The 20,761-nt window shown below is 31.7% G+C and carries 21 protein-coding genes and 2 pseudogenes; 6 read left to right on the top strand and 17 right to left on the bottom strand.

Features of this window, described 5'->3' with window-relative positions:
• Window positions 1–253 precede the first annotated feature (253 nt).
• The 5 genes from ABD816_RS05490 to ABD816_RS05470 all read left to right on the top strand — a co-directional run bounded on the left by ABD816_RS05490 (window position 254) and on the right by ABD816_RS05470 (window position 3,491).
• Complete coding sequence (locus ABD816_RS05490; protein WP_344925426.1) at window positions 254–697, top strand: Hsp20/alpha crystallin family protein; 444 nt, start codon at window positions 254–256, stop codon at window positions 695–697.
• Between the two features lie 181 nt (window positions 698–878).
• Entirely contained in the window at window positions 879–1,322 is a 444-nt protein-coding gene (locus ABD816_RS05485; protein WP_344925425.1) for a hypothetical protein, read from the top strand.
• Window positions 1,323–1,331: 9 nt separating this feature from the next.
• On the top strand, window positions 1,332–1,838 hold the full coding sequence (locus tag ABD816_RS05480; RefSeq protein WP_344925423.1) for a hypothetical protein: 507 nt from the start codon (window positions 1,332–1,334) through the stop codon (window positions 1,836–1,838).
• Window positions 1,835–2,494 carry a hypothetical protein gene (locus ABD816_RS05475; protein ID WP_344925421.1) on the top strand — a complete coding sequence of 220 codons (660 nt, stop codon included), beginning with the start codon at window positions 1,835–1,837 and terminating at the stop codon, window positions 2,492–2,494. Before ABD816_RS05480 ends, ABD816_RS05475 begins: the two co-directional genes overlap by 4 nt.
• Window positions 2,475–3,491 carry a 2-hydroxyacid dehydrogenase gene (locus ABD816_RS05470; RefSeq protein WP_344925420.1) on the top strand — a complete coding sequence of 339 codons (1,017 nt, stop codon included), beginning with the start codon at window positions 2,475–2,477 and terminating at the stop codon, window positions 3,489–3,491. The genes ABD816_RS05475 and ABD816_RS05470 overlap by 20 nt, the downstream gene beginning before the upstream one ends.
• A 4-nt stretch (window positions 3,492–3,495) precedes the next feature.
• On the opposite strand, the gene ABD816_RS05465 is transcribed toward ABD816_RS05470, so the two are convergent.
• From ABD816_RS05465 to ABD816_RS05450, 4 genes are all read right to left on the bottom strand, one after another.
• Window positions 3,496–4,041, bottom strand: coding sequence for a phospholipase D-like domain-containing protein (locus tag ABD816_RS05465; RefSeq protein ID WP_344925419.1), 546 nt, complete (start codon window positions 4,039–4,041; stop codon window positions 3,496–3,498).
• A gap of 62 nt (window positions 4,042–4,103) precedes the next feature.
• On the bottom strand, window positions 4,104–4,916 hold the full coding sequence (locus ABD816_RS05460; protein WP_344925417.1) for a phospholipase D-like domain-containing protein: 813 nt from the start codon (window positions 4,914–4,916) through the stop codon (window positions 4,104–4,106).
• Between the two features lie 27 nt (window positions 4,917–4,943).
• Complete coding sequence (locus ABD816_RS05455) at window positions 4,944–5,780, bottom strand: universal stress protein (protein ID WP_344925416.1); 837 nt, start codon at window positions 5,778–5,780, stop codon at window positions 4,944–4,946.
• Window positions 5,781–6,772: 992 nt separating this feature from the next.
• A complete protein-coding gene (locus ABD816_RS05450) occupies window positions 6,773–7,960 on the bottom strand; it encodes an OmpA family protein (protein WP_344925414.1) in 1,188 nt (395 codons plus the stop codon).
• 143 nt (window positions 7,961–8,103) lie between these two features.
• Here ABD816_RS05450 and tnpA point away from each other — a divergent pair, with 143 nt between their 5' ends.
• Window positions 8,104–8,541 carry an IS200/IS605 family transposase gene (tnpA, locus tag ABD816_RS05445; RefSeq protein WP_344925785.1) on the top strand — a complete coding sequence of 146 codons (438 nt, stop codon included), beginning with the start codon at window positions 8,104–8,106 and terminating at the stop codon, window positions 8,539–8,541.
• A 131-nt stretch (window positions 8,542–8,672) separates the two neighbouring features.
• On the opposite strand, the gene ABD816_RS05440 is transcribed toward tnpA, so the two are convergent.
• The 13 genes and pseudogenes from ABD816_RS05440 to rimK all read right to left on the bottom strand — a co-directional run bounded on the left by ABD816_RS05440 (window position 8,673) and on the right by rimK (window position 20,679).
• Window positions 8,673–8,927 (bottom strand): hypothetical protein, encoded by a 255-nt coding sequence (locus ABD816_RS05440; RefSeq protein ID WP_344925412.1) that lies wholly within the window; start codon window positions 8,925–8,927, stop codon window positions 8,673–8,675.
• 247 nt (window positions 8,928–9,174) lie between these two features.
• A complete protein-coding gene (locus tag ABD816_RS05435) occupies window positions 9,175–9,765 on the bottom strand; it encodes an SET domain-containing protein (protein ID WP_344925409.1) in 591 nt (196 codons plus the stop codon).
• A 1-nt stretch (window position 9,766) separates the two neighbouring features.
• Entirely contained in the window at window positions 9,767–11,299 is a 1,533-nt protein-coding gene (locus tag ABD816_RS05430) for a carbon-nitrogen hydrolase family protein (protein ID WP_344925406.1), read from the bottom strand.
• Between the two features lie 155 nt (window positions 11,300–11,454).
• Window positions 11,455–11,817, bottom strand: coding sequence for a VOC family protein (locus tag ABD816_RS05425; RefSeq protein WP_344925404.1), 363 nt, complete (start codon window positions 11,815–11,817; stop codon window positions 11,455–11,457).
• Window positions 11,818–12,152: 335 nt separating this feature from the next.
• Complete coding sequence (locus ABD816_RS05420) at window positions 12,153–12,446, bottom strand: hypothetical protein (RefSeq protein WP_344925403.1); 294 nt, start codon at window positions 12,444–12,446, stop codon at window positions 12,153–12,155.
• Window positions 12,447–12,450: 4 nt separating this feature from the next.
• Window positions 12,451–13,431 carry a deoxyhypusine synthase family protein gene (locus ABD816_RS05415; RefSeq protein ID WP_344925401.1) on the bottom strand — a complete coding sequence of 327 codons (981 nt, stop codon included), beginning with the start codon at window positions 13,429–13,431 and terminating at the stop codon, window positions 12,451–12,453.
• Window positions 13,415–14,363: pseudogene (gene speB, locus ABD816_RS05410) on the bottom strand (agmatinase). Before speB ends, ABD816_RS05415 begins: the two are co-directional and overlap by 17 nt.
• 26 nt (window positions 14,364–14,389) lie before the next feature.
• Window positions 14,390–15,859 carry an arginine decarboxylase gene (locus ABD816_RS05405; RefSeq protein WP_344925399.1) on the bottom strand — a complete coding sequence of 490 codons (1,470 nt, stop codon included), beginning with the start codon at window positions 15,857–15,859 and terminating at the stop codon, window positions 14,390–14,392.
• Between the two features lie 608 nt (window positions 15,860–16,467).
• Window positions 16,468–17,334, bottom strand: a pseudogene (locus ABD816_RS05400) (cation:proton antiporter domain-containing protein).
• A 220-nt stretch (window positions 17,335–17,554) separates the two neighbouring features.
• Window positions 17,555–17,800 carry a hypothetical protein gene (locus ABD816_RS05395; protein WP_344925397.1) on the bottom strand — a complete coding sequence of 82 codons (246 nt, stop codon included), beginning with the start codon at window positions 17,798–17,800 and terminating at the stop codon, window positions 17,555–17,557.
• Window positions 17,801–18,060: 260 nt separating this feature from the next.
• The gene (locus ABD816_RS05390) at window positions 18,061–18,750 is read right to left on the bottom strand and encodes a hypothetical protein (protein ID WP_344925395.1); all 690 of its coding nucleotides are present in this window, start codon (window positions 18,748–18,750) and stop codon (window positions 18,061–18,063) included.
• Window positions 18,751–18,842: 92 nt separating this feature from the next.
• A complete protein-coding gene (locus ABD816_RS05385) occupies window positions 18,843–19,814 on the bottom strand; it encodes a succinylglutamate desuccinylase/aspartoacylase family protein (RefSeq protein WP_344925393.1) in 972 nt (323 codons plus the stop codon).
• Window positions 19,804–20,679, bottom strand: coding sequence for a 30S ribosomal protein S6--L-glutamate ligase (rimK, locus tag ABD816_RS05380; RefSeq protein WP_344925391.1), 876 nt, complete (start codon window positions 20,677–20,679; stop codon window positions 19,804–19,806). The genes ABD816_RS05385 and rimK overlap by 11 nt, the downstream gene beginning before the upstream one ends.
• Between the last annotated feature and the right edge of the window lie 82 nt (window positions 20,680–20,761).

Here is a 20,761-nt window from a genome sequence, read left to right as displayed (position 1 = left end):
AAAGATTGATAGTTGCCTAAATGAATTCACAAGGACAATTTTTATCCATTTAATTCTGAAAAACCACACTAATCTGTATCATAAAATTTGCGTTACATGATTTTACTTCATACAAGCAAACGATATTTTTTTTGATCATTTCTTTAATAATACAAAACCTGTTATTAAAATCCTCAATAACTGATAATTATCATTTTTCCCTGTAAAAGAGTACTGTATTTTTAAGTATTAATAACCTTAAAATTATAGTATTATGTCATTAATTAAATTTAACAAAAACGGATTTCCATGGTTCAATGATAGAATTGCTAATTGGTTGTATACTGATAATTTTTTTGCGGATGATTTTTATGTAAGAGATAGGTTTTTACCAGCAATGAATGTGAAGGAAAATAAAGAAGACTTTGAAATAGAATTGGCTGTGCCTGGTTTTTCAAAAAAGGATATCGAAGTTTCTATGGAAAATGATGTATTGCATATCTGTGCAGAGCACAGTGAAGAAGATGCAAAAGATACTGATGCGTATACGCGTAGGGAGTTCAACTATAGTTCTTTTGATAGAAAAATGCAATTGCCAAAAACTGTGGATCAGACTAAAAAGGTGAAAGCTATTTATAAAGATGGAATTCTTTCTTTAAACCTAACCAAAAAAGAAGAAGCAAAAATTCCACCTAAAAAAGTGATTGAAATAGCGTAATCCTGGATTTTCTAACCTATAATCTGGGTCACCATTAAAAGGCAGAAAATTTTGGGGGTTTATTTTTTCTGCCTTTTACACTAGTAATATTAAAAAAATACCCCAGACTTAAGCTTATAAATCTGTCTAGGCTATTCAGGCCGGGTAATGTTAAATGCGATTATTAATAATATATAAATAGATGAAACCAATAACACCAAATACTAAATATATAGCATGGAGAAGCTCCGAAGAATTACATGAAGCTTGTCTTCAATGGATTTCTGAACTCAAATTTAGTAAAGATGAACAACACTTTCTTGATGAGTTGATCAAAGATTATACATTACCGTTAATCACCAATCAAAATTTTGAAAAAAGTAGTGAAATTATAAATCGGTTGTCTAAAAAGCAGCAGGAATTAGAACCATTGATTAAAAAAATTATTAGGCATCAAAATGAGCTAAATATTTTGATAGACGGGGTGGATCAACCTAAAGAAGAAAAAGAATATAAGAATATGCACAGCGCGCTGCTGATAGAGGTAAATCTATATTTTAATGAGTTTAAAAAAGTAAAGCGTGATATTTTTGATATGATTAGAAATAGTATGAAACAAAGCAAAAAAAAACGACTTTTAACTTAAAGCAATTCTATGAAATTGTTTAAAGGTTTACTAGTACTATTGATCATTATTTTTGCCAGTTTCTGGGCTTGGTATCAATATACATACAATATGGATACAGTAATTCCTCTTCATTTACATGATTCTGATGCTGACACAAAAGTTTTAATAGCTTCTCAAGGAAGCAGGTTTAAAGATTCTTTGGTTAAAGGAATTCTAAGGCATTATGAGCAGCAGGATACCATTTATTTTAAAGTTATTGATGCTTATACATTATTTACAACTAAAATTGATACCTGGGATGCTATCGTTATTATAAACTCCTGGGAGTATATACATCCTCCAAAAAATATAGTGACTTTTATTACTGATCATCCTGATAAGGTTGATAAACTCATTATTTTATCAACTGTAGGGAGTAGTAATAAAGCTTTACAGGATATTGATGTCATTTCTGGAGAATCCATTATAGAAAAAATACCGTATTATACAGAAATGGTGATTAAAAAACTGAATCAAATATTAACAAAAACATGAAAATTCTTTATACTTATATCATGATCCCTCTAATATTAAGCTGTTCTTCAAGCGAATTAGTAGAGAATTGGAAAAATCCCGAAATAGATACTTTTGAAGCACAAAAAGTCTTAGTTGTTGGGATTACTTCTGATGTTAAAGGGAGAAACATTTTTGAGAAAAAATTAACTACATCATTACAAAAAAATGGAGTATTAGCGATCAAAAGTCTTGATTTTTTTGATAATTCATTTACTACTTCTCCTAAAAGTGGAAAAGAATTACTAGCTATGGAGAGCAAGCTCATTGCAGCTGGTTTTGATGCTATCCTGATTTCTAAAATTGTAGGAGAAGAAGATCGAGTTTCTGTGGTGCAGGCATACAAAAATATGGATAAAACTTTTGGTAGTTTTAGAGAGGACTACTATAAAAATCAACGTATCTATTATGAGGATAATTATTATGAAAACTATACAGTATATCTTGCAGAGACTTCGCTTTATTGTATTTGTTCAGAAAAAGATCGTGAATTGATATGGAAAGGATCTATAGAAATTACAGAACCTGATAATGTTGCAAAAGCAGTAGGAGACTATGTAAAAGTATTGATCTGGGGACTTAGAGAACAACAATTATTAATTATAGAAGAAAAGCAAGATGAAGATATTGATTTATAGTGCTAAGGATTTTGAAATCCCTTTTTTAGAAAAAGCGAATAGTGATAGGTATGCGGTAAAATATTGTACAGATAGACTAACCGCAAAAACTGCTATGATGGCTATTGGATTTAATGCTATTTGCATATTTTCTGCTGATGAGGGATCCTCAAAAGTGTTAGAGCTTCTATGGGATTTTGGAGTTCGGTATATCGTATTGAGATCTACTGGTTACGATAACATACATCTCAGAACGGCTGAAAAACTGGGATTCAAAGTAGCAAATGCTCCGGATTATTCTCCTAATGCCATTGCAGAGCATGCCGTAACATTGATTCAGACAGTAAACAGAAAAATAATCAAAGCAAACAGTCAGGTTCATAACTATAATTTTTTATTGGATGATCTTATTGGATTTGATTTATTTAAAAAGAAAGTAGGCGTCATAGGAACCGGAAAAATCGGAAAGTTAATTGTGAAAATTATGTACGGTTTTGGTTGTGCAATCCTTGTTAATGATATAAAAGAAGATCGTTTTTTATCAGAGAAATATAATGCACAATATGTTAGTTTAGAAAAGCTATATGCAGAGAGTGATATTATTGTAATTGCAGCGCCATTAAATACTCAAACACATCATCTCATAAATGCCACTGCTATAAATTTTATGAAAAAAGAGGTGATTGTTGTTAATATTGCGAGAGGTGCTATAGTCAAAACAGAAGATATTATTACAGCATTAGAAAGAAAAAGAATAGGAGCATATGCTACAGATGTCTACGAATATGAGAATGGACTGTTTTTTTATGATCAGTCTAAAAATAAACGGGTGGATGAATTGCTAATAAAACTTATAAATCTACCTAATACCCTTATCACGCCACACCAGGCTTTTGCTACCCAAGAAGCACTTACTAATATTGCCAGAACGACATTTAATACTTTCCAAAATTGGAATTTAGGAAAATCATCCCCCTATGAACTGAATCAACAGCACATTAAAAAAACTACCTTTTAGAAGGTTACAAAACCGGACTCCATATTTTAGCCAATCCCTCTTTAATTTTATGCCACCACGGTCTATTGATAAATGTGTGATAATCTAATAGATTACCTCTATTAAAATCATGAAGTAGGTTATTCTTCAGTGCTATTGCAAAAGCATCATCATAGATTACCATATTCACTTCATAATTCTGTTCAAAACTACGAATATCAAGATTCGTTGTGCCTACGGTAGAAACGGTATCATCTGCCACAATTATTTTACTATGTAAAAAACCATCTGAAATTAAATATATTTTAACTCCGGCTTGCAATAGGGTTTCAAAATAAGATCGTACACACCAAGTAACAATATTATTGTCTGATTGATCAGAAAGTAATAACCTGACATCTACTCCGCTTAATGCTGATACTTGTAATGCTTCAATAATACTTTCTCCGGGTATAATATATGGGTTAGCAATATATACATATTCTTGGGCTTCATTGATCAGGGAAAAATAAAGTTGTTTGGTAGCAGAAAAGTCTTCATCGGGACCACTATGAACCGTTTGTACAGTCATGGCACCTTTGATATGAGGCGTGGTAAGAAAGAGTGCATCTAATATATTCTCTTTAGCACTGGTTAAATACCAGTCTTTAAAAAAATAGCCTGTAGACTATATACTGCCGGACCTTCTATCTGTAAATGCATGTCATGCCATATTCCCAGAGTGGGGTCTCCAATTACATATTTATCAGAAACATTGATTCCACCGGTGAATGCGATCTTATTATCGATAACAATAATTTTACGATGATTACGATAATTGACTGAGGATAAAAATTGTCCAAAACGGATAGGCAAAAAGCTGTAAATTTCTACACCTATTTTTTTAAGTTTTTTAATATAAGTTCTACTTAATGATCTACTGCCTATACCATCATAGAGAATGCGTATCATCACACCATCTTTTACTTTGTGTTTAAATAACTCCAGCAATTCATCGGCTAATTTTCCTTCTTCAAAAATATAATATTCTAAATGGATGAAATGCTTTGCCGCTTGTAATGCATTAAATATAGCAATGAAGGTAGCATAGCCATTTTTTAATAAAGTAACATTATTTTCTGTGCTTGGAGCAGAACCACAATTTTTTGTAATCATATGAATCAGTTTATTGTGTTCGTTATATTCTATGGAAGTTACGGGAGTATGTTGGTTTTCAATTTTCTTCAGGTATTCAGTGATTTCTTCGAATTTTTCACGACCATATAACTTCTGTTTTCGACGGTTTCTCCCTAATATTATATATAGTAATATACCACCAATAGGAATTGTAAAAATAGCAAGTAACCATGCCAGTGTCTTAGTAGGTCTTGCTCCATAGAGTATTAATTGAAAGATAATGAGCAATGCAATCAGAAAATAAAGTGTAAAAAAAATTATATAAATCATCACTGAGTGGATGCGTTGAGTATAATTTTATTTTCTAAGTATTAATAGAGGAACTCTGGTTCCATAACTGAGCTTAGAAGTATCTGATCTTTGAAAAAATCGATCCAAAAAGGTTTCTTTATGTACATATAAAGCATTCAAATCCACACCCATGATCTGGACAAAACTATCTATTGCGAGTGTAATAGGAACGTTTGTAATCATATGGAATGTATGATTGACATCTTTAAAAAAATGATTCATCTGTTTTTTATCATCAAATTCTGATACGGTAATTGTATCATCTTCTTTGATCTTAAGAATTTTTAGAGATGCTTTAAATTTTATTAATAAATCAGTCAAGGGTATGATGCCTTCTGTACTAAAATGATCATTGTCATCCAGTGTATACAGGATTTTTTTAGGAGTTGCAAATACATATTCTTGAGGAATTACAAGTATGGGACACTCTACATAACGAATTACATTAACAGTGTTACTGCCAAAAATTACTTCTTTTGCTCCAGTAGCTCCATTAGTACCCATAACGATGAGGTCAATATTTTTAGAAGTAACAGTTTGTTTAATCGCATCAGTAAACACATCGTAATCTGTAAGAGGGTGAAAGCTGTAATTTTCACCAATTGTTTCTTTTTCAAGCGCTTCAATTACCATTTTTAGTTTTTCTTTAGATTGACTGGTAACTGTTTGATGAATAGATCTGTTGGCTGGAGAAACAATTAAATCATCTGTGGTATAGCCAGTTGCTTTTTGTACATTCAATACATAAAAAGTACAAAGTTCATTTTTAAAAAGCTCCATAGCATAGGAGATAGCATTTCTGGAGTTTTTAGAAAAATCCGTAGGTAATAAAATATTTTTCATAATCACAGGTTTTGAAATCTAAAAGTAATGGAGAGTAGATTAGTAAACTATGATATTTATCAATCAAATTAGGGTAGGGGAACAGGCGATAAAGTTTTAGATGACTAAGAAGCTTCAAAATAATTATTAATCAGGAGTGAACTTACACGGGGTCTATTGGACGTCATTATATCAAAATAATTTTTTTGATATTTATGGTTCTATGGATATTTCTTTGGGTAATATTTTCACTTATGTAAAACCAGCTGTTAACTTTCGTTTAGGGAAATTTAATAGCGTATCCAGTAGTGTTGTATATCCAAATGCTATTCTTATTAATAAGTCAAATAAAGATTTTTTTTAGATGGTGGAATAGCTGTTAAATAGCTGCATTTAATGTTACTATTCAAGGAAATGAAATAGGTGAATTTAATTTTATAAATAGTGATATGATTAACAATCTCTTTTTTTATGTTCAGTTAGGATGGTGTTATGTATCAAATAAGTAAATGATTGGGGCAAAATATTGGTTTTCTAGTGGAGAATGAAAGGATAATGACCACCAGAGGTATGCGATGTTTACTTTTTTTGCTAAGTTTGATTAAATCCTATTGATTTGGATTATAAATAGTTCAATTTCCTTGTAAATCACTGAAAACTTACCGCAAAAGGTTTCTGATATTTTTCTTACTGAGCTCTATAAAACCTCTGCTGGTTTTCATAGAAAACTCCGAATATGATCTTAATTGATTCTTCTTGATGATATCTTATCTAGTGTTAATGTATTCTTTGAACACAAATTATATACAAATCAAATGAGTTACAGTGATTTGTTTCTGTAACTCATTTGATGACACTATCTGTTAATAAGATCTCAAAGAGAAATAATAAGAGTGGTAGTTTTTATTTTTTTAATAGTACTTGCTACTAATTGATTTAGTGTTTTTAAATCATACCATCCAGAGATTCAATTTTTTTTTGGTTAAAGTAATTAATTGAAAAAAAGGGTATAGTTACATCTTAGTAATAATAAATTCTGATCTTCTGTTAAGTTGATGATTCGATTCTGAACAAGGGACATTATTACTGCATGTATTGATCAATTGTGTTTCGCCATAACCTATAGCACTTTCTATTCGATCTGATACAATTCCTTGTGAAACAATATATGCTTTAGTTGATTTGGCTCTTCGATCCGAAAGTGCAAGATTATAATCTTCTGGCGATCTTGAATCCGTGTGAGATTCAATTTTAATAACCATGTTAGGATACTGTAACATTAATAAGACAATTTTATTAAGTTCTACGGAAGCATCATTTCTGACCGAAGATTTATCTAGATCAAAATATATAATCCCTATTTTAATTTTTAGTAATCCATTTTCTTCAACAATTAGTTCACTTACAGTATCAAGCCCTAACGGTACCTCTGTTTTACCTGTTTGTCTTGCCGTTTTAAATTCTTTGTCATTTGAACTGTAACCTTGTTTTTTAGCAACGATTTTATATTTTTCTGCACAATCAAACGGAGTAATAAAATTATAGTCTCCATTTATATCTGTAGTAGTTTCTTGTATTTGCTCTCCAGAGCTAGTAAATAAAAGTACTTTAACATCTGTAATTCGTTCGCCAGTTTTATTATTGGAAACATGACCAAAGACGTTTTGAGAACATTTTTCTATAGGAATTCTTTCAAATGAATAAATATCATCATCACCTTTTCCTTGTTTCCTATTGGAACAAACAAATCCAGTATTTTTATCTTCTTTTACTATAAAACCGAAATCATCTAATTTACTATTAAGTGGAGAACCTAAATTTACTGGAATTTCAAAATAATTATTAACCCTATAGTAAGATTCAAAGACATCTAATCCTCCAAGACCCAAATGTCCGTCTGATGCAAAATATAATTTTTCTTTAGTTATATAAGGAAACATTTCTCTACCATAAGTATTAATTTGGTTTCCAAGATTTCTGGGTTGGGAATATTCATCATTATCCAATATATCAACTACAAATATATCTGTGGCACCTATAGATCCAGGCATATCGGATACAAAATACAGTTGCTTTCCATCTGGGCTTACTGCTGGATGCCCCACAGAATAATCTTCACTGTTAAATGGTAATTCTTTAATATCTGTCCATACTTCTTTTCCTCTTTCCTCTTTTTTTAGAATAGCGCTATATAATTTCAAATGATTAACACCTTCCTCATCCCTTTCTAAATTTCCATTATAATTATTACGGGTAAAATAAATTTTATTGGTCTTAAAAATAGTTAAAACTATGCACTTTAGTGCATTTCGCTTTAGCTTCTAAAAACCATTATCTTTGGTTTATGGGAGATCAAAGGAGAAATGGACATACAGTTTCGAGATTGACAGCTCATTTGGTTTGGAGTACTAAGTATAGGTATTCAGTTCTTCAAGGAGATATTCAAATTCGCTGTCGTTCATTACTAATTCAAATATGCGAATCAGAAGATGTATTGATATTAAAAGGAGTTGTATCTAAAGGTCCTATTCATATGCATATCGAATATCGTCCAAGTTTGAGTCTAAGTTATCTTGTTAAAAAATTGAAAGGAAGAAGTTCTAGGAAATTACAGCAAGAGTTTCCCAATCCTAAGCAAAAGTACTGGGGTCGTCATTTTTGGGCTATTGGCTATGGTTGTTGGAGCAGTGGTAATATTACAGAAAAGATGATTAATGAATACTTGGAACATCATAGAAAGCCTGAAGATGGGGATTTAAGTAACTTCATTTTAGAGAAATGACCATTGGGTGACTTTAAGTCACGAGCTTGAAACTATGGACTTCAAGTCCATAGTGGTTCATTATATATATACTTAAAGAAATACTGTTTTCTAGTATTCTAAACTTTTGACACATAATTCGTAAAAATCTTTTATATCAGTTCTAATTTTTCAATCTTGTACGATACAAAATTTTCATCCTCATTTTCACTATATTCTGAATAAGTAATTTCAAAACTCTTATTGTGAAATTGGTTAGATTTAAGATCAATTCCTTTACTGGCTGATGGTGAAAGTTCTTCAAAAACTAACATATCTCCAGTATCCATTAAAAATTGAAAATAACCATCGTAGTATTTCTTAAATACTCCATATTCAACATTCTGATTAACAATAATACCCTTCATCTGTGTTGTTTTTAGTGATTAAACTTACAAAGTTTTAAAAGTCCTTTTTATCTAAATTGCTCAAGAATTTTAAAGAATACACCAAATAAATTAATACTCCCCGTTTTTATATACATAAATTTATGTTGTAAACCCAGTATTTAAAATATATCCTTAAAATCTAATAAATCATGATTTACCATTATGTTTTTTTACTTTTGAACTTTACTATTAATTGATGTGAAAAAACAGTATTTATTTCATTGATCTATTTTTCTTTTTGATAATAATTTAATAAGATTGATTCCATTGTTTTTTCTTCTTTACTAATCTTTACTGCTAATTGCCATCTTTCTTCATCTAACATACTTAGTAAGGGTTGATTTACTTTTGATATATATTTAAAAGCTTTTTGTAATTTTTTATCCCAGGATTTATGATATTTAAGCAAATCATCCGGATATACAATCTTTCTCCTAGTTCCTTCGTCTATTCCTCTAAAAGGTTTATCTATATTAAGATACCCATAATCATCTGTTAATTGTTCTCCTGGTAATATATCCCGTATTGCTAATTCAAAATTATAAGCCGTCGTAAGGCAATTTGCATTAAAACTGTGATTTACAAACCTAGCATTATCCCAACATAGTACAAGATTACCCAAGTTATTCTTGTAAGCATAAGTTTCTAATATGTTCTTATAAATTGGTTTTAAATCATAATACTGGCTTGGTGTAAATTCACGGTCAAATTCGTCTAGAACCCAGGTGATAGTTCCCTTTGGAATCAATTCTTTAGCGACTACACCATAACCAATCTCTTGGTTTATATATTTTATTTCGGTATTTGGGTGTATCATCTTATTTTACTTTCATTTTTAGTTCAAAAAGATCAGTCCTTCTGTCTTTAAGATTTTTAACCGCTCCAAATTGATTTAACTCTCTCAATAAATCGATATCTACATCTGCGATCAAAATCATTTCTGTATTAGGTGTAGCTTCAGCTTTGATTCCATTGGACGGAAATGAAAAGTCACAAGGAGTAAACACCATCGATTGGGCGAATTGGATATCCATGTTATGCACATTTGGTAAATTGCCTACACTACCCGCAATAGCTACATAACATTCATTTTCTATTGCTCTCGCTTGTGAACAGTTACGTACTCTGGAGTATCCATTTTGTGTATCAGTAAGAAATGGTATAAATAAAATATCCATTCCTTCATTTGCCAGCAGTCTACTTAATTCAGGAAATTCTGAATCATAACAGATTAAGATTCCTATTTTTCCACAATCTGTATCAAATGCTTTTAATTCATTACCTCCCTGCATACCCCAAACTTTTGCTTCATCTGGTGTTACATGAAGTTTTTCATATCGTTCGATTGTACCATCTCGTTTACATAAATACCCTACATTATAAAGTCTACCATCTTTAATTTCTGGCATACTACCAGAAATAATATTAATGTTATAGGAGATAGAAAACTCAGAAAATTTCTGAATTATAGCTTCTGTATGTTTTGCTAACTTTCGTATAGCATCTGGTTCGGACAAATGATTATCATCTGCCATTAATGGAGCATTAAAAAACTCTGGAAATAATGCAAAGTCTGAACGATACCCTGCAACTGCATCAATAAAATATTCTGCTTGTTGTAGTAGTTCCTCTAAGTTTTTATAAGGACGCATTTGCCATTGTATTAACCCCAGGCGGATAATTTTTTTCTTAGTAGCTGCTTTTTTACTCGGTTTTTCATAGTAAATATTATCCCACTCCATCAAGACCGCAAATTCATTTGAGGCTTTATCTCCTTCCAGATATCCTTTTAAAATTTTTGCAGGATGAAAATCGTTAGAAATCTGAAAATTTAATACAGAGTCATTGATCTCTTTTCGTTTAACCTTGTCTATATATTCTTTTGGGCTCAAAGTATCTGAAAATTTATGATATTCGGGAATTCTTCCACCAAAGGCTATACTTCTTAGATTTAATTTTTCGCAAAGTTCTTTCCTATAATCATATAAACGTCTTCCTAACCGTAAACCACGAAATTCTGGTTTAATAAAAACATCAATGCCATATAACACATCACCATCACTGGTGTGGGTTGAAAATGAGTAATTTCCCGTAATTTCTCTATACGTATGACTATTATCAAACTGATTATAATCCAGAATTAATGAGAGTGCGCAACCAGCAATCTGCCCGTTTACTTTAATAACAATCTGACCATCAGGAAATTTCTTTATTAAAGATTCAATCTGATCTTCTTTCCAATAGGCATTAGGCATCGTTGTATATGCTTGTATCATTGCTTCTTTGAGCTCTTGGTAATCAGTAAGGTCTAAAAATTTTAATTCTATATTTTCTATATCCTGTATATTCATATATTGATTCTCTAAAATGTTTTTCTATACTCTGTAAAGCAAAAAGGTATTACATTTAAAAATTTATATTATTTATAGTTAGCTTCTTAATTATTGTCATCATCGTTTTCAAAAACTTCATTTATATTCTTAAAGCTTTTGAACTCGACCATATATCAGTCTGGATCTTTAACAAAAAAAGAAAGATGTTCTCCGGTTTTATCGGGAAAATAGGTTGTTTCTGTTGTTACTTCCAGATCCATAGAGAATAACCTCGCATATAATTTTCCCCAGGTCTCTACATCTACAATTACACCATAGTGAAATGAGGGTAGCAACTGGCCATTTAAGCGATAATTCTTAAAATCAAAACTAAATGCACCCGCCTGAGTGAATGTAAGTTGATTACCATATAGATTAATATCAATCCACGCTTCTGTATTTCTTCCTTGTTTAGCTCCTAATATATACACATAAAAATCTTTGGTTTTTTGTATATCTTCACAAGGAAGTGCTAAGTGAAATTGTGCTTTTTTCATAACGTTACTTTAATTTTAGTAAAGATTTATTATTCTAAAAAGTGGTATAGCTATAATAATAAAAAATTCATATTCTTCATCAGATTCATTAACATCTGTTTCGATTCTATTAGTCACAACAAATATTTTATATATAATTAACTTCTAATAAGTTGTATTATTATGTTGTTTCATCCGCAATATGATCGAACTTATTACTTTTTTCTTTGTTATCAGTAACGAAATAAATTCCATCATGGTCAGCATCAACAGAAGCTTAAATAGTACTACATCCTAGTCAGTTTTAGTTGCTATAAATGAACTTAGTATAATTAAAAGAATTAAGATTGTTTTAATTATACTAAATCAGATTCTTCTGGTATTTCGTTCCCATCATCTCCATTACTATCTTCATCATAATCTTCCATCGCTGCAACTAAACGCTTACTTATTTTTACCAGATAGAAAGTGTCATCTGTTTTTACCTCAACACATTCTACGACTTCATTTTGCGCATTTCTAAACACTATAATATCATCTTCATTATATCCATCAGGATATTTTGCAACCAATAAATCCATAATAGTGTTTGTAAGCTTCTTGAAGTCTACAATAACCCTTTTCAAATTATTGTTTTTTGATGTTTTCATATTCTTACATATTTAATAAATAAGCAAATATTAATGGTGCAACAATTGTGGCATCAGACTCGATAATAAATTTTGGAGTATCAATATCCAATTTCCCCCAAGTAATTTTTTCATTAGGTATCGCCCCACTATATGACCCATAACTTGTTGTTGAGTCACTAATTTGACAAAAATAATTCCAGAAAGGGGTATTCGTGCGTTCCATATCCTGATAAAGCATGGGTACTACACATATTGGAAAATCCCCAGCAATACCGCCACCAATCTGGAAGAACCCGATACCGCTTTTAGAATTATCTGTATACCAATCTGCTAAAAAGGTCATATATTCAATACCAGATTTCATAGTACTGGCTTTTAATTCCCCTTTCAAAACATAACTGGCAAATATATTACCCATGGTACTGTCTTCCCATCCTGGGACAACCATTGGCAGATTAGCTTTTGCTGCAGCATACATCCAACTGTCTTTACTATCTATTTCATAGTACTGTTCTAACACTCCGGACAATAGCATTTTGTACATAAACTCGTGTGGAAAATAACGTTCGCCAGCATCTTCGGCATCTTTCCAGATCTTAAAAATATGTTGCTGTAATCTTCTAAACGCTTCTTCTTCTGGTATGCATGTATCTGTTACTCTATTTAATCCTTTTTCTAGTAAATCCCACTCTTGTTGTGGAGTAAGATCGCGGTAATTGGGTACTCGTTTATAATGACTATGAGCTACAAGGTTCATTATATCTTCTTCTAAGTTAGCGCCAGTACATGAGATAATGTGTACCTTACTCTGACGGATTATTTCTGCAAAAATTTTACCAATTTCTGCAGTACTCATTGCGCCTGCTAATGATACCAACATTTTTGATCCAGAGTTTATCTTTGATTCATATTCCTTAGCCGCATCAACAACTGTTGCCGCATTAAAATGCAAATAGTACTTTTCTATAAAGCTTGATATAACTCCTTTATCCTTCGTATTCATGGTCGTCAAATTTTAAGTGGTTAGGTTTGTTACTTTCCTCATTGGTATATAGATTTTCATTATCATCACCTACATCTTGTTTTCTGAACTTGTAGCTTAGCATTTTGTAATACAGTTTAGCTGCAGCAAAATCAGAAGATCTATCAACTTTATTTGGGCATAATTCTACAATATCAAATCCCACTACATTTTTTTTTTTCAAATATTTTTTTAAGGAACTCTAATGTTTCATACCACAATAATCCTCCGGGCTCTGGTGTTCCTGTAGAGGGGAGGATAGAGGGGTCTAATGCATCCAGATCAAAGGTGATATATACAGTATCAGTCATTAATTCGATCGCATTGTCCATCCAATAATTATCAATTACCATTTCGTGAGCAAAGAATACTTTTTCTTTATTCATTACTAATCTTTCTGAAGCATCCATACTTCTAATCCCAACCTGAATAAGATTGGTGTTTTGATTAGCTTCATACAATACACAAGCGTGATTGTACTTAGAACCTCCATATTCTTTCCTTAGATCGGCGTGCGCATCTATTTGCACCACCGTTAAATCCATGAAACATTCATTAAAAGCGCGTATAGCTCCTATAGAAATAGAATGTTCTCCCCCGAAAAGAGTTACAAACTTGTTACGCTTTATACTAGATTTGACAATATCATGGACTGTCTCCACCATAGTTTCTGGAGAGGCACTGTCTGTCACAGCTTCAGTAAGATAAATCCCCTGTTTGTATACTTCACTATCTGTTTCTATGTCAAATAGTTCCATGTTTTTGGAAGCCTGCAAAAATGCTTCTGGCCCCTTATCAGCTCCTTTACCCCGCGTACTAGTTCCATCATAGGGAACAGGGATAAGAACAATTTTTGATACTTCTAGGCTAGCATATTTTTGGTCGATGCCAGCGTATGTTTCAAGAATATTCATTATTAATATTTTGTTATTGATTAGATTTAGTAAGATTCTTTTATCGCTTCAGCTACTTCATTAGGTATCATTTTCGCTCTCTCTGAAGCAGTATTAATTCCATAATCATAACCCAGAATAGAAAGTAGTTGTTCAGATGTTTGCTGTTCTGCAAAAACAGAAGTAATTACATTTCCATTTTCGTCACGATCAATTAAAATATGTTTTGGTGTAGGGATAAGACAGTGTTGTAATCCTCCAAATCCGCCTATAGTCTCCTGATATGCTCCAGTATTAAAAAAACCAATATATAATGGCTTTTCTTTGGTGTATTTTGGAAGGTAAATACCATTCATATGTTGTTCACTGTTATAATAGTCATCACTATCGCAGGTAAGACCACCAAGTAAAACACGTTCGTATTCTTTTTGCCAACCATTTATCGCCAACATTACGAATCGTTTATTAATTGCCCAAGTGTCAGGCATGGTAGTAATGAATGATGAATTAATCATATTCCATTTTTCACGATCGTTTTGTTGTTTTTGATATAACACTTCGTAAATAGCACCGCCACTTTCACCTACTGTAAAGCTCCCAAATTCAGTAAAAATATTTGGCACATCAACATCCGCTTCATCACAAGTTTGCTTAATTTGACCAATAATTTCATTTACCATATAGGCATAATCATAATCGAAAGCAAGTGAGTTTTTTATTGGAAAACCGCCTCCAATGTTTAAGCTATCTAAGCTATTACATACTTTTTTAAGTTTTACATACACTTTCATGCACTTTAACAATTCGTTCCAATAATATGCTGTATCACGAATGCCGGTATTAATAAAAAAATGTAACATTTTTAATGTTACTTGTGGATTATCTTTGATTTCTTTGTTATAAAAAGGGATAATATTTTTATAACCTATTCCTAGTCGAGAAGTATAAAACTCAAACTTTGGTTCTTCTTCAGAAGCAATGCGGATACCTACTTGAAAATCTTTATTTATTACCTCGCTTAATAGGTTCAGTTCTTCGTAATTATCAATAATTGGGATGCAGTTATTATGTCCACTATTGATTAGCCTAGCAATGTTCTGAATATATTGATCACGCTTAAAACCATTACTAATAATAAATGTATCATTAGTAATTTTTCCCTGCATCTTCAAGTTTTCAACAATATTTATATCAAAAGCGGAAGAGGTTTCTATATGAATATCATTTTTAAGAGCTTCATCAAGTACATGCTTAAAATGAGAACTCTTTGTACAATAACAATAGTTATAGTTACCTTTGTAGTTATGTTCTTTTATTGCATCTGCAAACCAACCTTTTGCTCTGTTGATATTTTCAGATATTTTAGGAAGGTATGTGAATTTAAGTGGGGTTCCATATTCTTCTATAAGTGCTGTTAAATCAATTCCATGGAAGTGTAATTGATTGTTTTTTAATGTGAACTCTTCCTGTGGAAAATCAAAAGTCTGATCTATGAGATCAAAGTATTTTGTCTTCATTATTAGTGTATTTGAAAAATTTAAAAATAATTAGAATGTATATATATACGGGATAGTTATTGATTGTTTCAAATACGTCTAATAGCAGAAGTAGTAGAGACAATGATATTTTGTCCTAACAACAGTATACGTACATTAATTTCAGAAGTCAGCCTGAGAATTCGGTTCCCCATCCATGAGGTAGCTTTTGGAGTAGACTTCTTTATCCTCCTAAGCCCGAATCTGAAAAAAAAATTCATGTATGTAGGCAATGTGTTCTTTTAATAGAACACATCATCAATATATCAAATGTAATAAAAAAGTAATATCAAAAATAATAATAATAAAAAAGATATGAAGCTCTATTTTTTAGTAAACTCCTCTTGATTTTTACTAATCCCAGGATTGATAACTTTTTCTATTAGTACTATCCAAAAAGGACTTATAATTAATGTTAAAGAAATTAAGCTAATTGTAAATTTATAGACAAAATCGTTAATGATATCTAAGCTTAATGCCGCAAAGCTAATCAAAAAGCTCAATTCTCCAATCTGAGATAAAAGTGCTCCCCCTAATAATGCCTCTTTCCAGGTACACGAAAATGCTTTTAGAATTAAAGAATTGATAAACTAATTCGTTAGATATACCGTGAGAATAGTTAAAGAAATTACCCATAAATTCTCATAGATAAACAATAAATCCATCTGTAACCCGATACCTATAAAGAAAAAGGATACAAATAAGACCCTAAAGGATTGTAACGTATCGTGAATCCAGTGTGCTTCTCTCGCGGCATTTATGATAATACCTCCCGTAAAAGCTCCCAGTGCAGTGGAGAGTCCGAAAAAGGAAGTGAATAACGCTCCGGCGAAACATAAAAAAATTGCAATAAAAACCTGAAGTTCATGATCTCTTACAATTCGTTTGGCTAGAGGAAAAGATATAGTTCCTTTAAAATAAACATATAAGAGAACCAAAATTGTTACAATCGCCCCAAATGTCATCATCAAAATCTCAGAAGGGGTCTGTATTTTGCCCCCAAGTTGCGCTATAAAAATAAGCATCGGAACAAAGATAACATCTTACGTTAGTAATATGCTTAATACATTTTTTCCAACTTCGGTGTTAATTAGGTTTTTATCTTGTAATAATTTAATAACAACAGCAGAACTACTTAATGCAATCACGAACCCTATTACTATAGATCGAGCAAATGTCCAATCAAAAAAATGTCCAATCACAAAAACTATTAGGACACTGACAAGTAATTGAGTAAGTGTTCCTAAAAGCGCAATTTTCCATTGCTTCATAAAGTCGACTAAATTAATTTCCATTCCTATAAAAAACAATAATAGAATGACTCCTAACTCTCCAAAAAGATGTATCGATTCTGTATCTTCTATTATTTTGAGTCCATTCTGTCCCAAAACAATACCCACCAAAATATACCCTATGATATAGGTTTGGTTTAATTTTCTTAAAACTAAACTCAGCATAATTATAAAAATGGCTATTACCGAAACCATACTAATTATGGGATCTATTACAGAAATTAATAGCATAGAAAAATTTTGATAAATATAATTTATTAATATTTTAGATTGCTTTTAAAAGAAAAAAAATGACATATAAAAACCGAAAGGATGTGCTCTCGGTTTCACCGCTATATGCAGATAAAATTATTATGTTATTATCGTTTTCAACAGATGATTCTTTTTATAGATTACCAAATAACCATATTATTAGAAAAAGAGTAAACATAAGTACCAACAAGTAGGAAATAATATCCCAATATCTTTTAATAAAAATCATCAAATTAAGGTAAAAAACATTCGTTTTATAAAGCACATCATCCATATCATTTCCTGTAGGGTGTAATAATAACCCTGTTTTTAATCTCTTTTTAACCTTATTTGTAGTAATTGCTCCCGAGTAAGGCTTAAACACAGAAGTCTTATTCAAATTTTTTTTATTTAATGTTACCATAATGTTTTATTATCTTCATAATAGGGCCGTAAATAGAAGAATCAACGTAATGATGATGAATGAAATTACTATTTTATTAGTCTCAATAAAATTTCTCATCCAACTGTATCGTTCATTTGTATTTAACATAATATCGGTACCTGTACTTTTAATGGTATCGATAGAACCATCTTGAGAACTCTTATAGTAGTTATCTGTTCTCTTTTTATTCTTTTTGAGATATTTAATTTTATTCATTAAAGAGGGATCATATCAACAATTAGCTCTACATCAAAATTTGAAACGTGTTTAAAATCACGAAACCAATAAGTGGATGTAATTATTTCGAAAACAAGCGTATTTTTCTGAGTTTCCTTTGCAACCTGCCATAAAATATCTTTGGCTTCTTTAAACTCACCTCCTTTTAATTGATTGGAATACAATCTTTTAATCAGGGTGTTATCAGGCATTCCTTTAGTTAAGATACGAATTAAGGATGCCTCTGTATTATTTTTGAAAATTGAAAAATTATCCCTATCAGTAGTTGATGTTTTCACACTAAATTGTAACGCTTCCGGATGAGGGAATTTTCCGTTATACGCATTGTATAACAACTGATGGGCATTAAAAAAGTCCTCATGCATGGTAACATCCGCATATTCTTCCCACATTTTTTCATCCTGCATTTCGTGAGCAAGATTTTCAATTTGACCTATTGTTAATCTATCATTAAAAACATATGTTAAGACAATGGCTGCAGCTTCCTCAGGATCAAGATCCGATAATGCCATTAGGCACATATCTTCTAATTCTTCATTTGATATATCAGATACCTCATCATAATCCATTGCGATCAGCAAGTCCTTATATTTATTGCTATCCCAAGCATTTGGTAACACTTCAATAGTTTTGAACTTTAAAAGTTCAACGGTGAATTTTGTCTTCATAACCCAAAGAGTATTTAATTGTAATAAATAAGACACCAAAATTAGTATAAGTCACCACTATTTTTTTAAAAAAAGTAATAAAGCATACCGATTTAATTTTTCTCAAACGAAATATGAATGATGGCATCTCCCTGATTCACAATTGGAGATTGATTAATACATATTATATATCCTGAATATGAAGCTTTTATATATTTCTCAAAGTCTCCAAAAGGGTCAGAAATACTGCCTATGATAGTTCCTTTATGTATATAGCTTCCCAGTTTTATTTGGGAATGAAACATCCCAGAGTATTTTGCTCGTATCCATATAGAGTTAGAAATTAAAGTAGGTTTTATAAATGGGCTCTCGTTCTTTTCTAGTTCTTTGGGAAAATCTCTCATTCCGAGATGTTGCATGACTCTAAGTGCTCCAGCAACTCCTGCTTTTGTAATATCATCATCCAGAAACAAGGTTTTTCCTCCTTCAAAAAGCAATACTTTTTTTCCTAATTTCCGTAAGGTTTCTCTAAAAGATTTCTCCTTATTTTTGGATTGTAATATAAAAGGCGCTCCGAAAATTTCTGCCAGCTTCATGCTTTCATTATCCCCTTGACTGACCCGTATTTGCGGAGCATTGAAACGACTATCTCCACCAGTATGGTAATCTATACAATACTCTGCTAACGGTGCTATTTCTTTAATAATGTGATAGGCAAATCTGCTTGCCAAAGAGCCACGAACACTTCCCGGAAAAACTCGATTCAGATCTCTTCCATCCGGGAATTTTCTAGTTTGGTTTAAGAAGCCGAAAACATTTACTACCGGAATGCAAATAACCATTCCTCGTTCGGGCTTATTAAAGCCCTTGGCGACTAATTGGCGTACTATTTCTATTCCGTTAACCTCGTTCCCATGAATACCTCCTGTGATTAGTAATGTTGGACCATCTTTCTTAGCTCTTTCGACAATGATAGGAACTTCAATTTTGGTGCGGGTATGTAATTTGGCAATATCCAGATTCACTTGAACGCCTTTTCCGTTGGAAATAGCATGCCCTAATATTTTTATTTCATTATTCAGCATTTCTTTCTATGTATCGTATAATTTGATTGGCAATATCTTTTCCAGTAGCCGCTTCAATTCCCTCTAGTCCCGGAGATGAATTCACCTCTAATATCAGGGGACCACGTTCTGACTGCAGCATATCAACTCCTGCAATACCGAGTCCCATTACTTTTGCCGCTTTTAATGCCGCATTCTCTTCTTCATCCGTTAATTCTATAATATCAGCAGAACCACCTCGATGTAGATTTGATCTGAACTCGCCTTCTTTACCTTGCCTTTTCATAGCACCAACAACAACACCATCTACAATAAATACTCTGAGATCCGCACCTTTAGCCTCTTTTATAAATTCTTGTACAATCACACGGGCTTGTAAACCGTTAAAGGCTTCAAGAATAGACTCTGCCGAATTAGCATTATCGGCCAAAACAACTCCAATACCTTGTGTTCCTTCCAGGAGCTTAATTACTAGTGGTGCTCCTCCTACTTTATCTATAATACTACCAACATCTCTGGAATAATTACTGAAAACAGTTTTAGGTAATCCCAAACCAGCTCTGGATAGTATCTGTAGGCTTCTTAATTTATCTCTTGATCTTACTAATGCTTGCGATTCTGTAGCTGTAAAAACCTTCATCATCTCAAATTGCCGCACCACAGCAGTCCCAAAAAAAGTAACTGACGCTCCAATTCTTGGAATCACTCCGTGAACACCTATAATCTCCTCACCCTTATAAATAATACCTGGTTTCTTCTTTTCTATAACCAAATTGCATTTGGTATGATCAATGACCAACATTTCGTGACCTTTCTTTTTGCCGGCTTCTACCAGTCTTTTTGTAGAATATAATTTCGGATTTGCAGATAATACTACTAATTTCATTATTAAGAGTTTAAAAATTAAAAAATGTAATTGATATGTGTGATTCAGTATAAAAGTATTCCAGAACAAGAATAAATTCAGA

The organism is Aquimarina addita, assembly GCF_039539305.1.
In the GTDB taxonomy this organism is placed as follows: domain Bacteria; phylum Bacteroidota; class Bacteroidia; order Flavobacteriales; family Flavobacteriaceae; genus Aquimarina; species Aquimarina addita.
This window is presented reverse-complemented; position numbering and strand designations above follow the sequence as displayed.